The sequence below is a fragment of the Alistipes sp. D31t1_170403_E11 genome, assembly GCF_015553985.1.
Taxonomy (GTDB): Bacteria; Bacteroidota; Bacteroidia; order Bacteroidales; family Rikenellaceae; genus Alistipes; species Alistipes montrealensis.
Window position 1 is genome coordinate 847778 of sequence record NZ_JADNHQ010000001.1, and the last position, 13158, is coordinate 860935.

The window sequence follows — 13158 nt, forward strand, 5'->3', positions numbered from 1 at the left end:
CAGCAACCGCAATGAAAAACATTCGCACATACCTCTATTCCGTCCTGCTGCTCTGCGCAGGTACGCTCGCAGCCTGCAACGACGACCCCGAAACGGAACCGGCCTACGTAGAGACCGGCGCCCCGACCTTCACCGCCAACAAACGCGGCCTGGCCGCCGACGGGGAGACGCTGCATATCGACGTGAAGTCGAACACCTATTGGATCATCCGCCAGCAAGAGGCCGACGACTGGTTCACGCTCTCGCCCCAGGCCGGCTCCGGCAGCCAGGAGGTGGCCGTGACGATCGCCGCCAACACCGGGCAGGAGCGCAGTGCAACGCTCGTCTTCGAGACCGAACACGGCCAGATGCAACGAATCACCCTTCGGCAGGAAGGACACGGCAACACGATCCGGTTCTTCAACGACGACTTCGGAACGGGCGCCTCCGCCCTGCCCGTCGTACAGTTCGAAGGCTGGAACCGCAACGGAATCGGCAGCCTGCGCTGTCAGTACTGGGGTAACGATGTCAACGCCGACTCCGGACAGGCCTCCTCGGGTTACGTCGGGGCCTCGGGCGGCAACGGCATTGTTTTCGCCGTCGATTCGGCCAACTTCATCCTGGGCGGCATCGCCCTCAAAGGCGACATCAACTTCAACCTTTCGTTCGGCTGCATGACCTCGCAGGCAGCCTTCGACCCTGCGCAGTTCCAGGTATTCTTCAGCAAGGACCGCGTCAACTGGACGCCGATCGCCTACGACCGGTCGTCGGGCGCCGGCTGGGAAGCGGTGAGCATCCCCTTCTACCTGCCGGAAGGCATCGACCAACTCTACATCCGCTTCCTGGGCCGGAAAGCCGGCGCCTACCGGCTCGACGACGTGACGCTGGCCGAAGGCGACGGACGGGGCGAAACGATCACCTTCGTCGAGGACATCGTCGAGTACGAAGAAATCCCGGTCTTCAACGAGGCTTTCGACTGGTGCGTCGGTCCCAACAGCACGCTGCCCGGCAACGACGGTTCGAACATGACGACCGTGAGCAACCGCAACGGCTGGGAGGGCAACCTGGTCTACATGCACAGCGGATTCCCGAAAATCGGGACCTCCTCGGGCCTGGGCTACCTCACCAGTCCGGCGATGGCGGCCGTGGGCGAAAAACGCGTCGACGTGACCGTGACTTTCAACGTGGCGATCATGGGCAGCGACCGGAGCGACATGCAGTTGATCGTACTCAACAGCGGCTCGGTCGAAGGCAGCGAATCGAAGACCTTCACCATCGAAAGCGACAACTACTGGGAAACCCGCAGTTGCGTCGTCAACGGCGCGACCAAGGAGACCCGTATCCGTTTCAGCGCCATCCGGGCCAAAGGCAACCGTTTCTACATCGACAATGTAAAAGCGTCGTTCACGGAGGTAAAGGAAAAACCCTAATCGCTCCCGCCCCGAAACGGGCATCGGAAAAAGGAGGATCGCCATGTCTGGCGGTCCTCCTTTTCGTCTCCCCGGGGAAGAGATTACTTCAGCTTCGCTGCATCGGAAGCCATCTTTTCGTAGATGGCTACCATCTCGCCGAACGATCCCTCGCCGCGTTTGAGTTCGTACATGAACACGCCTTTGTAACCGGCCTTCATCAGCGCCTTGTACAGCACCGGCCAGTCGATCTTGCCCTTGCCGGGAAGCCAGTGGCGCTCATCGACCATGTCGTAATCGGAGACGTGGACGGTCCCGATCCGGTCACCGCACGCCTCGACGAAATCCAGCAGGTCCTCCGAAAGCAGGTGGTTCGTATCGAAGCAGATTTTCACGTCGGGATAAGGCGCGATGATGCGCAGCAATTCGGCGGAGTTTCGTCCGAGACACGTGCGCGGCAGATCCTCGATGCAGAGCTCCGCACCGATCCGCGCAGCCTCCCGGCGCAGCACGCCGATCGAGGCGATGCTGTTCAGGATGCGCTGTTCGCGGTCGGCGTCCGCAATCGGTTCCGAGCTGGGATGCAGCACCAGTTTCTTCGATCCGAGTTCGCCGCAGATGGCGATCATCTCCGTCAGGAATTCGACGTTGGCCATCCGGGCGCTGTCGCTGAGCACCGAAATATCCATCGTGCGCGAAAACGGGAGGTGACACGACCACACCTTCAGCCCGGCTTCGTCGGCCTTCTGCTTGGCGTGAAGCGCCTTTTCGCGAATCTCGGCCACAGTTCCGCGGCCGCTGATGCCGATCTCGACATACCCGATACCCGCCTGCGCAGCCTGTGCCATCTCTTCGGGGCTCATACTGCTGGTCGAACTGCCGATGCCGAGACACTGTGCCGTCAGCTTCGCGGCGCACAGCAGCACGGCTGCCGTAAACAAAATCTTTTTCATCTTTCCCGGTTATTTGGTGTAATTTTTCACGCAACGGACACTCAGGTAAATATCCTTGGCCGCTTCGCTGTTGGTTTTGGCCTGGAGGTTCAGGCTCGTGCCGCTGATGACCAGCGAACGGGCCGTCGTCGCATTGGTCTGCCCGATGAACCACATGTATCCCCACTTGCCCAGCGCACTGCTGTTAAAACTGTTGTCCGCCTTCTGGTAACCCAGCGGATACCAGCCGAAACCGATACTTTCGGCCCCTTCGACGAATTGCAGGAGGGCTTCCCCGGCGTCGGTAAGCGTCAGGCTCGACTGAATCCAGATGCCGCCGTCGACAACGCGCCCGTTGCCGCCGCGCAGCCACGCGCCGACGTTGCCCATGTTCTTGACCGTGCAGCCCGACATGTAGAACGAAGCTTTCGTCGCCGCATTCGCCGGATTCTTGTCATGCCCGCCGGAGAAGGTGTAACCGCCCAGCGCGAAATCGTCGGGAATCGCATATTCGCTCTTGATAGCCATCAGCATGTCCCACCAGTCGTTGGCGTTGGCCACATGCCAGCCTTCGGGGCAGCAGCCGCGAATCTGGACGCCGTATTCGCCCTCTTCCGTACCGTCGAGTTTGAACGCGTTGCCTACGTCGTCCACCCCTTCATACCCCTGCACATAGGGACACTGCGCCGACGTACAGCCCGAAATTCCGGTCATCGCTTCGTACCAGGTGTAGAAACGGCCCTTGGCAGCGTCCAGGCGTGCCAGGTGCGAAGCTTCCAGCCCCGAGACCGAGAAGGCCGTCAGGTCGGGCGCGACGCCCAACCGGCCGTCTTCGCCCGCCTCGTGGCAGTTTTCGGTCATCCACCAGCGTTTGCCGTATTTGCGGATCGAGTAACCCGGCAGTTCGATGGGAACCGAAACGGTAATCGCCGCGAAATACTCGCGCACCTTGCTCGTCCCCAGTTCGTTTTTCGCAACCACCGAAACCGACTGCGCGGGAATCACCACGTCGTCGTTGACCACCTTGACGGTGATGACGTTGGTTCCCTGCCCGTCGACGATCGAGATTTTCGACTTTTCCTGTTCGGCAATCATCCATTCGTAGGTATCGGCCCACTGGACCTTGGTCACCGAGAAGGTGAACTCTTCGCCGCCGTTGCAGGTCAGCGTGGCGGGAACCTTCGTGATCGGCCCGGGCTTCTTGGGAACGGTCATCTCCTGCATCTCCTCCTCGGTGTCGCGCTTCACGGCCTCGGTACAGGCGACCAGTGCCGACGTTGCGGCCATACACGCCGCGGCCACTATATATTTTCGGATATTTTTCATGGTTTTAACGTTTTAGGTTTTACAAAGTGTGAACCTCGGGGTATCCGAACGGATTCTCCACATACCAACGGGCCTTGTAAATCTGGTAACCCGCACGGTTGAACAGGCGGTTGCCGCTCAGGTCGGACACCTCGGCCGACCACCAGTTGGAGCCGCCCGACGTGGGACGCATGACGATCGTCGAATAGCCCTCCGGCCCCGTCGAGATACTCTTGATGTCCTTCTGCTGGAAAATCTGCACGTCGGAGAATTTCTCCGTCTTGCAGTCGAACTTGTAAACGTGCTCGACCGTGGTGACATACATCGCCTCCTCGCCGTAAACCGGGGCGAGGTCGTGCGCCATGGTGTTACCCGTCCCCATGTCGTAGGACCTGACCTGCGAAAGTTCGGGGACCGTGCGGTTGCCGTTGTAGGAGAGTTTCAGCAACTGGGCGCCCGTCGCCGTCCACAGGCAGTTGCGCCTCAGGTCCCAGGCCACGTTGTGGGCCGAATAGACCGACATGGTGAAAGCGGGCTTCGCGACATATGCCGCGGCTTCATTATAAACATAGACGCTCAGCAGGTTGCCCGTACTCGACGCCACCACGATATTTTTATCGGGAAGCACCTCGGCCGAGTGGGGATTTCCGCCCGGCTTGGCATAGAACAACAACTTCTTGTCCGCGATACGGATCAGCCCCACGCCGCCGCCCGAAGCCGTAACGAGCACGCACGTACGGTTATAGACCGGCTTGGCCTCGTCGGGGGTATTGAACCACGCCTGCTCGCTGGCCGAAAGTCCGCTGTCGGCAGCCTTCCACTCCCAGGCGATCTTTCCCGTCGGCTGGTCGATCATCACGATGCGGTTCTTGCTCTGCTCGGGCAGGATCATCACCTTCGTGGCCTTGTCCAGGTCGATCGTCTCTTCCTTCTGGTCCCCGGGTCTCCAGGGCACATAAGGCCCCTCCTCCTCGTCCTTGCTACAAGCCTGGAGGAAAAATACGGCAGCCAGAATCCACAGATACTTTTTCATAGTTATAATTTGCAGTTTGTCGGATTAATAATTGGGGTTCTGTTCGAGTTTCTTGTTCAGCAGGATCTGATCCGCCGGAACAGGCCACCAGTAATCGCGGTCGGGGTCGAACGCACGTACGGCGATGTCCGTTCCCGCATAGTCCTGAATCACGGCGTTCATATCCAGTTCGGCGGTCATCCAGCGGCGGATATCGTTGTAATAAAGGCCTTCGCCGGCAAACTCGATACGGCGTTCGTGGCGGATGATTTCGCGCATCTGGGCCTGGGTCTTCGAACCGTAGGTATAGGTCGGCATGCCGACACGTCCGCGTACCCGGTTCACCGCGTCGTAAACAGCGTCCGACGGCCTTGCATCGACCTCGTTCTGCGCCTCGGCAAACATCAGCAGCACGTCGGCGTAACGGATGAACATGTAGTTAGTCTCGCCGTTCGAGTCGTCCGAATCGCGCTTCTGCTCGTCGTAGATCGTGAGTTTCTTGTGCGCGAAGCCCGTGAACTGGCACACCTCCGAAGCCGGGCAGTTGGCCTTGCCGAGGAACGTGCTGCCGGGATAGAAGTTCGTCGCCGCGAAACGGGGATCGAGGTTGTCGTACTTGCCCATCGTCCCCGGTCCGCCGGTTTTCGTCTCATAGGCGTTCACCAGGTCGAGCAGCGGCGCATTGTTGCGGTACTGGATGCTGTACACGTTGAACGAATTGACAGCCGTGTTCTTGGTCTTCGAGAACTCGATGTTGAAGACACACTCGCAACTGTGCTCGTTGGCCGGCAGGAACAGTTTCCGGTAGTCGCCGTAGAGGTCGTAACCCGCCTGCGCCTCCTTTTCGATCAGGTCGCCTGCCGCTTTGGCCGCAGCCCGCCATTTTTCGACATCGTTCGAGGGGTTGACCAGCTTGCTGGCCTCGAAGAGCAGCACGCGGGCCTTGAGGGCCATCGCCGCGCCGCGCGTGGCACGCCCCTGGTCGGCAGTCTTCGACCACTTCCAGTCGAGCAGTTCACGGTCGATAATATCGTTCAGGTCGTCGAGGATGGCCCGGACCACCTCTTCGCGCGAAGCGCGGGGCAGCGAGCCGTGCGCATAAACGGGCTCTTCGAGAATCAGCGGTACACCGTTGTAATAGGTCACCAGCATATAGTAATAAAGTGCGCGGAGGAATTTGGCCTCGCCCTCCATCTGAACCCGGCGGTCGTCGGCCACCACAGCGCCGGGCAGGCGGTTGAGGTGGGTATTGCAGCGCCCGATACCTTCGTAGCACTTTTTCCAGCGGTTGGCGATGATGCCCGAACTGTTGGCCGTGTGCGTACCCTGCGCAATCACGTTGAAACCGCCCGAGTTGTTGTAATTATAGGCGTTCGGGGAGCACGTTTCCTCCATCAGCGGCGCCGAATCACCGAACAGTGCACTGTTGGTCAGGATGTTGTAACACCCGGACATAGCGGCCTCGGTTCCCTCTTCGGTTTCCCAGAACGTCTCGACCGTATATTTGTCGGTAGGAATGGTGTCGAGGTTGCAGGCGCCCAGCGTCACCGCACCGCAAAGCATCAATCCGAATACTATCTTTTTCATAATTTTCCGTATTTGAAGCGATTAGAAAGTAATATTGAAACCGAAGTTGATCGTCCTGAGCGAGGGATACTGCATCAGGTTGGTCGACGAAAGGTCGATCTCGGGGTCGAACATCTTCAGCGGGGAGATCGTGAAGAGGTTCTCGCCGTTGACAAAAATCTGGCACTGGCTCATGCCGAGTTTCGAAATCCACTTCTTGGGCAGGGTGTACGAGAGCTGCAACTGTTTGCAGCGCAGGTACGACGCGTCGTAAAGCCACTGCGTATTCTTGTAGTCGTGCATCTCGGGAGCGCCCGTCGCGGTGTGGAGGATCGGCAGGCGGGAGTTGTGGTTCTCGGGCGTCCATGCGTCGGTGGCCCACTCCTTCAACACGCCGGCTCCGTTCCAGAACGGCGCGGCCAGGTTGCCCGAAAGATAGGTCTTCACGTCGGCAACGCCCTGGAACTGCGCCGAAAGTTCGAGCCCCTTCCAGCCCAGCGAACAGTTGAAGGCATAGGTGATGCTCGGGGTCAGGTTTCCGCTGACAGCACGGTCGTTGTCGTCGATCTTGTCGTCGTTATTGAGGTTCTTGTAACGGATGTAGCCCGGCTTCACGCCGCTGCCGACAGTCACCGAGTTGGCGATCTCGTCGTAGCTGTTGTAGAATCCGTCGGCCTGGTAGAGATACCACGCATCGATAGGCTCGCCCTCGCGGATGATGTTGAAGGTCTTGATATACTCCTGGCCGTCGAGGTCCACGACGATGTTTTTGTTGTAACAGAAATTACCGCCGATGCTGTAATGGAAATTCTTGATCGTGCTCCGCCACTGGAGGTTCAGCTCGACGCCGTCGTTGGCCACCACGCCGATATTCTGCTTCGGGCCGTTCAGGTTGCCGATCTGCGCCGGAATCTTCACGTCGCGCAGGATACCTTCGGTGCGTTTCTTATAGAGGTCGACGCTGAACAACAGGCGGTGGTCGAAGGCCTCGAAGTCCAGTCCGAGGTTGTAGGTGCGGGTGGTCTCCCACGAAATATTCTCGTCGACGAAGTCCTTGATCGCCGCGCCGCCCGCAAGCACGTCGCTGAAACTGTAATTGTAATCCTTGCTCGCCAGCACGGCCATCAGGTATTCGTAGTTGCCGATGGCCTGGTTACCCATTTCGCCGACCGAACCGCGGAGTTTGAGGACGTTGATCTGCCGGACGTTCTGCAGGAAATTCTCCTTGTCGATACGCCAGCCGACCGACACGGCGGGGAAGAAGGCCCAGCGGTTGCCCTTGGCGAACTTCGACGAGCCGTCGTAACGCGCCGTCACGTCGATCAGGTATTTCTCCTTGTAGTCGTAGGTGATACGCCCGAAGTAGGAGAAGAGCAGTTCGAGCGACGAACCGCCCGAAATCTCATCCATCGTAGCCCCTACCGACAGGGCCGTCAACTGGTTGTTGAAGTAGTCGCGTTTCTTGGCCTGGAAATTCTTGCCGTCGTAGCGTTTGTACTCCGTGCCGGCCATGATGTTGAGATTGTGGTTGCCGCCGAAGCTCTTGCCCCACGAAAGGGTATTGTAGAAGGTGTAGTTGATCGAGTTGTTGTCCCAGTCCTTGGCCGACACGTAGGCGCTGAAATCCTTGCGCTCCATGGTCTTGGGATTGTAGGTGTACATCGCATGCTTGAAGTCCTTCGAATAGTGGTCGATCTTCACATAGCCCAGGTTGGCGTTGTACTTGATCCCCCACGGCAGGTCGTAACCGATGTTGATCTGGCCCAGGATGCGGTGATACTGGCGCCGGGTGTTACCCTCGTTGAGCTCCATGAGCGGGTTCTCGGGATTGTTGCGCCCGGGGGTCGAAAGCCACGTCGAGAGCCACTTGCCGTCAGGCAGTTGCGTGCCGAAGATCGGCAGGGCGCGGTTGATGACGTTGACCGTCGTCGAAACGCCGTAGATCGGGTCGGTGTTGTAACGCAGGTTGCCCAGCAGGCTGACGCCCACCTTCAGGCGCTTGGTCACCTGCGCGTTGATCTTCATGTCCCACGAGAAACGCTCGGCATCGTCGTTGGCGATCATGATACCGCGCTGGTTCATGTAACCGCCGCCCAGCGAGTAGGAAATCTTGTCCGTGCCGCCCGAAACGCGGGCGTTGTACTGCTGGAGGAAGCCGTTCTGGTAGCAGAGGTCATACCAGTCCGAAGCGGGATAGATGTACCGATCGTGTTTCATTCCCTCCTCGTATTCGAGGATGTCGTCTTCGTTGTAGGTCACCGTCAGTTTACCCTCGTTCAGCTCGGCCTGGTTGCGCATGCGCATGTACTGGATCGGGTTGGTCACCACGTCGGGAACATACGTCGCCGACTGGATACCGAAGTTGGCGCTGAGCTTCACCACAGGCGTACCTTTGCGGGCCTGCTTCGTGGTGATCAGGATGACGCCGTTCGCCGCCTTCGAGCCGTAGATCGAAGCCGAAGCGTCCTTCAGTACCGAGATCGTCTCGATGTCGCCGGGATTCAGTTCGCTGAGCGAATACTCCATGCCGTCGACCAGCACCATCGGGCTGGAACTGCTCATCGTCCCGACGCCGCGGATGCGGATCGTGGCGCCGTCGCTGCCGGGCTTCGCCGAAGCCTGGTTGATATAGACGCCGGGCATCGAATAGAGCGCCTGCGAAGCGTGGGTCATCGGCTGGTTCTCGATCTCCGACATCTGGCGTACGGCGATCGAACCGGTCAGGTTGACCTTCTTCTGCACGCCGTAACCGATCACCACCACGTCATCGAGCATCTGGGTATTCTCTTTCAGCACCACGGTCAGGCGCGTCCGGTTGCCCACCGCCACCTGCTCGGGATTGTAGCCGATGAACGAGACGCTGAGCTGTGCGCCGGGCGTCACGTTCAGGGCGAATTCGCCCTTCGAGTTGGTCACCATGCCGTTGGTCGTGCCGTCGACCAGCACGTTTGCACCCACGATCGGATCGCCGGACTCGGTCTCGACACGGCCCGTCAGTTGGTATTCGGCCCCCGAACGCCCCTGCTCGGGCTTGTAAAGCACGATGTGACGCCCCTCGATCTTCGCCAGAATCCCCTGGTCGGCCAACACGCCGTCGAGCAGTTTTATGACGTTCTGCTCCCGGGCATCGACCGACACGCGTTTTTCAAAGTCGATTTCGGTTTCCCGATACCAGAACGAGTAGCCGCTCTGCGCCTTGACCGCCTCGATCACCTCGCGCACGGTAGCGTCCTTCAGCGTCAACGAAATCACAGGATTCTGCGCATAAAGAGCCTGCGCTGCGACCGTAAACCAACACAGAACGAGCAATCCGCTCAGTCTGCCCAGTGTCCGCCGTCCGAAAAGGTCCCGGAAGGACCTCCTGCTGGTAGAATTTTTACTCATAAGGATTAAAATTTAGGTTGTAGTGAAATAGTTGGGTGAATATTTATCGGTTTCTGTAAAGTTCGAAATGGTTTTTGCGGCTCCGGAAGAGGATACGGCTGTCGGCCGAGATGATTTGCATAATCTCCTGGATGTTCTCGCCGTCGACGAACTCGCCCGTGAAGCAGATTTTACGCAGCCGTTCGTCCGCAATCGCAATGTCGACGTTGAACTGCCTTTCGAGGCTCCGGGCGATCGACGCCAGCGGTTCGGCCCTGAAATAGAGTTTATCCTCCTGCCACGAGAGCACCTGCCCGACGTTCACCCGGCGCAGCGACAGCATCCCGGAGGTCCGTTCGAAAAATCCCTGTTCGCCGGGCCGCAGCCGCACGCTCCGCGAGTCGGGACCGCCGTCCACCAGCAGGCTGCCCGTCGCAAGCGTGATCTGGTAGTTCTCGTCCTCGGAATAGGCGTGTACGTTGAAGGTCGTGCCGAGGACCGTCGAAGCAACCTCGCCCGTGACGACGACGAAAGGCCTTCGGGCATCGTGCTCGACCTCGAAATAGGCTTCTCCGTCGACCTCTACGCGGCGCTGGTCGCCAAACAGGGTCGGATAGACGATGCGCGTGCCGCCGTTGAGCCGCACCCGCGAACCGTCGGGCAGCACCACATCGGACTTCACACCCTTCGGCGTCGAGATAATCACGGGATGCGCCTCGGCGACCAGGCGGCTCTCGACCCGGCGTCCGCCCAGAAACCAACTGCCGCAGACGACACCCGCCATCACGGCCGCAGCCGCGGCATAGCGCACAATCCGCATCCGGAGTCCCCGGCGGCGGATACGCGTACGAACATCGGTCCATACCGCTTCCCGCATCTCATCGGCCATGGCGTCGACTCCGGATCCCACCCGGATGCCGTTCAGCAATTCGGACAGCCTGCGGCGGTCGCGTTCCGAACCTTCGATCATTTCGGCCATCTCCGGCTCTTTCTCCCTATTTTTTATCTGCATGATTTCTCTTTTTTAGTCGTGTATACAGTTATAGAGTACGAAAGCCGCGGTTCCGTTTAAGGGAACCGCGGCTTTTTTCGTATTTTTTCGATTTTTCCGTCCGGAAGGCGTCAGAAACGCGATGAGAACAGGAACATGAGCAGGGAGATCAGTTTCAGGTCGGGATAATGTTTGCGAATGCCCGTCACGATCCGGTCGACGGCGATTTTGATCTGGACGCGCACCGTACTTTCGGAGAGCGACAGCGCCCGGGCGATTTCGCGCGACGACAGCCCCTCCTGCCGGTTGAGCAGGAACACCGTGCGGCAGCGTTCGGGAAGGTCGTTGATCAGGCGGCGTACCAACTCCTCGACTTCGGATTCCAGCAGGCGGCTATCGGGAGCCTCTCCGTCGTGGGGGGGGGAATTGAGGTCGAGCACCGAAATCGGAATATCTTCGAGCGACAGGCAGCGCCGTTGCGCCTGGCACTCCCTCAGGTAACGGTTCGATTCGTTGCGGGCGACGACATAGAGATAGGCGTCGATATTGCTGATCCGCCGCAGCGAGACGCGGGATTTCCACACGGCAACGAACACGTTGCTGACGACTTCGCCGCAGGCCTCCTTGTTCCGCAGGAAATAATAGGTAAACCGGAAAACGCTCCGGTAATAGAGATCATAGAAAACCCGGAAAGCGTAATCATCGTTCTCGCTTACGGAAACAAGCAAATCTTCGAGTTTCTTTTTCTTCTCCACGTTCGCTGGGTTCAGGCTTTCTGAGAACAAAAATAGGAAACTTTTTCAGAACCGCAATACGCAGCTTCGTTAAAATCCGGTAACGAGGCCCGCCTGCACCCGCATTCCGACATCCGCAAAAAGACCGGAGCCGCTCTGCGTGAACGGCCCCGGTCCTTTTCGATCGGTCGGTTTACGATCCGGAAATTACTTTCCTTCGTCGCTGTTGCGAATCTCCTTGCGGCGGATCTTACCGCTGATGGTCTTGGGCAGCGAATCCACGAACTCGATCACGCGCGGATATTTATAAGGAGCCGTAATGCGTTTTACATGGTTTTGCAGCTCCTTGATCAACGCCTCCCCGGCACGTTCGCGGTACGTTGCTGCAAGGACGATCGTCGCCTTCACGACCTGCCCGCGAATCTCGTCGGGAACGCCCGTAATGGCGCATTCCACCACCGCCGGATGGGTCATCAGAGCGCTTTCCACCTCGAACGGCCCGATGCGGTAACCCGAACTCTTGATCACGTCGTCGGCACGGCCCACAAACCAGTAGTAACCGTCTTCGTCCCGCCAGGCCACGTCGCCCGTGTAGTAAACCCCGTCGTGCCAGACCTCGCGGGTCAGCTCTTCGTTCAGGTAGTACCCCTTGAAAAGTCCGAGGGGCTTGCCTGTGTCGGTGCGGATCACGATCTGCCCCTGTTCGCCGTCTTCGGCCGAACGGCCGTCGGGCGTAAGCAGGTCGATCCGGTACTGGGGATTGGGCACGCCCATGCTTCCGGGCTTGGACTCCATCCAGGGAAACGTGGCGAGCGTCAGCGTCGTCTCCGTCTGCCCGAATCCCTCCATCAGGCGAATGCCCGTCAACTTCCGGAACGCATCGTAAACCGCGCCGTTCAGTGCCTCGCCCGCCGTCGTGCAGTACTCCAGCGACGAGAGGTCGTATTTGCTCATATCCTCGCGGATCAGGAAGCGGTACACCGTGGGAGGCGCACACAGCGAGGTAATCCGGTATTGTTCGATCTTGCGCAGCATGTCCGCGGGCGTAAACTTCTCGTGGTCGTACACGAAGATGTTGGCCCCGGCCAGCCACTGCCCGTAGAGTTTACCCCATGCGGCCTTCGCCCAACCCGTGTCGGCGATGGTCAGGTGCAGGCTGCCGTCGTGGAGTTTGTGCCACAGGAGGCCCGTGGTGATATGTCCCAGCGGATAGGTGAAATCGTGGGCCACCATCTTCGGTTCCCCGGTCGTTCCCGAAGTGAAATACATCATCATGATGTCATCGTTGGTGTTCACCTGCTCGGGGCGCACGAACGGAGGCGCCGTCTCTACGCCGGCGTGAAAATCGAGAAACCCTTCGGGAACCTCGGGACCCACGCTGATCAGCAGCTTGGTCGTGGGGCTTTCGGGCATGGCCGCCGCGATATGGTCGGTGATCACCGGCTCGCCCGCCGCCACGATCGCCTTGATGCCGGCCATGTTACACCGGTAGACGACATCTTTTTTCGTCAGCAGGTGGGTCGCGGGAATCACCACCGCCCCCAGCTTATGCAGGGCCACGATCGAAAACCAGAACTCGTAGCGGCGCTTGAGGATCAGCATCACCACGTCGCCCTTCCCGATGCCGAGGGTCCGGAACCACGAGGCCGTCCGGTCGCTTTCGCGCTTGATGTCCGCAAAGGTGAACTGCGCTTCGTCGCCCTGGTCGTTGGTCCAGAGCAGTGCCTTTTTGTCGGGCTGTTCGGCGGCATAGACATCTACCACGTCGTAGCCGAAATTGAAATTTTCCGGAACCCGGATGTGCAGGTTCTTCCGGTAATCCTCCTGCGAGGAGAATGTCGTCTGGGATAAAAATCGTTCTACCATA

General features: G+C 59.2%; 9 protein-coding genes. 1 reads left to right on the forward strand and 8 read right to left on the reverse strand.

Going from position 1 to position 13158, the window contains the following annotated elements; translation table 11 throughout:
• Positions 1 to 11 precede the first annotated feature (11 nt).
• Positions 12 to 1409, forward strand: a complete 1398-nt coding sequence (locus tag I2E69_RS03340; RefSeq protein ID WP_195458718.1) for a BACON domain-containing protein — start codon at positions 12 to 14, stop codon at positions 1407 to 1409.
• Positions 1410 to 1492: 83 nt separating this feature from the next.
• On the opposite strand, the gene I2E69_RS03345 is transcribed toward I2E69_RS03340, so the two are convergent.
• From I2E69_RS03345 to I2E69_RS03380, 8 genes are all read right to left on the reverse strand, one after another.
• Positions 1493 to 2341, reverse strand: coding sequence for a sugar phosphate isomerase/epimerase family protein (locus I2E69_RS03345; protein WP_195458719.1), 849 nt, complete (start codon positions 2339 to 2341; stop codon positions 1493 to 1495).
• Positions 2342 to 2350: 9 nt separating this feature from the next.
• Positions 2351 to 3646, reverse strand: a complete 1296-nt coding sequence (locus I2E69_RS03350) for an FISUMP domain-containing protein (RefSeq protein ID WP_195458720.1) — start codon at positions 3644 to 3646, stop codon at positions 2351 to 2353.
• A gap of 19 nt (positions 3647 to 3665) precedes the next feature.
• Complete coding sequence (locus I2E69_RS03355) at positions 3666 to 4658, reverse strand: DUF6528 family protein (protein ID WP_195458721.1); 993 nt, start codon at positions 4656 to 4658, stop codon at positions 3666 to 3668.
• Between the two features lie 24 nt (positions 4659 to 4682).
• Positions 4683 to 6224, reverse strand: a complete 1542-nt coding sequence (locus tag I2E69_RS03360; protein ID WP_195458722.1) for a RagB/SusD family nutrient uptake outer membrane protein — start codon at positions 6222 to 6224, stop codon at positions 4683 to 4685.
• 21 nt (positions 6225 to 6245) lie between these two features.
• A complete protein-coding gene (locus I2E69_RS03365) occupies positions 6246 to 9587 on the reverse strand; it encodes a SusC/RagA family TonB-linked outer membrane protein (RefSeq protein ID WP_229095346.1) in 3342 nt (1113 codons plus the stop codon).
• Positions 9588 to 9630: 43 nt separating this feature from the next.
• Positions 9631 to 10578 (reverse strand): FecR family protein, encoded by a 948-nt coding sequence (locus tag I2E69_RS03370; RefSeq protein WP_195458723.1) that lies wholly within the window; start codon positions 10576 to 10578, stop codon positions 9631 to 9633.
• A gap of 110 nt (positions 10579 to 10688) precedes the next feature.
• Positions 10689 to 11312, reverse strand: a complete 624-nt coding sequence (locus I2E69_RS03375) for an RNA polymerase sigma-70 factor (RefSeq protein ID WP_195458724.1) — start codon at positions 11310 to 11312, stop codon at positions 10689 to 10691.
• 186 nt (positions 11313 to 11498) lie between these two features.
• Positions 11499 to 13157 carry an AMP-binding protein gene (locus tag I2E69_RS03380; RefSeq protein WP_195458725.1) on the reverse strand — a complete coding sequence of 553 codons (1659 nt, stop codon included), beginning with the start codon at positions 13155 to 13157 and terminating at the stop codon, positions 11499 to 11501.
• Position 13158 lies beyond the last annotated feature (1 nt).

What these genes read in the sequence shown, in the direction of transcription:
- I2E69_RS03345 (WP_195458719.1), bottom strand. Translation starts at nt 2,341, where the DNA reads ATGAAAAAGATTTTGTTTACGGCAGCCGTGCTGCTGTGCGCCGCGAAG.
- I2E69_RS03340 (WP_195458718.1), top strand. Translation starts at nt 12, where the DNA reads ATGAAAAACATTCGCACATACCTCTATTCCGTCCTGCTGCTCTGCGCA.
- I2E69_RS03380 (WP_195458725.1), bottom strand. Translation starts at nt 13,157, where the DNA reads ATGGTAGAACGATTTTTATCCCAGACGACATTCTCCTCGCAGGAGGAT.
- I2E69_RS03355 (WP_195458721.1), bottom strand. Translation starts at nt 4,658, where the DNA reads ATGAAAAAGTATCTGTGGATTCTGGCTGCCGTATTTTTCCTCCAGGCT.
- I2E69_RS03360 (WP_195458722.1), bottom strand. Translation starts at nt 6,224, where the DNA reads ATGAAAAAGATAGTATTCGGATTGATGCTTTGCGGTGCGGTGACGCTG.
- I2E69_RS03350 (WP_195458720.1), bottom strand. Translation starts at nt 3,646, where the DNA reads ATGAAAAATATCCGAAAATATATAGTGGCCGCGGCGTGTATGGCCGCA.
- I2E69_RS03370 (WP_195458723.1), bottom strand. Translation starts at nt 10,578, where the DNA reads ATGCAGATAAAAAATAGGGAGAAAGAGCCGGAGATGGCCGAAATGATC.
- I2E69_RS03365 (WP_229095346.1), bottom strand. Translation starts at nt 9,587, where the DNA reads ATGAGTAAAAATTCTACCAGCAGGAGGTCCTTCCGGGACCTTTTCGGA.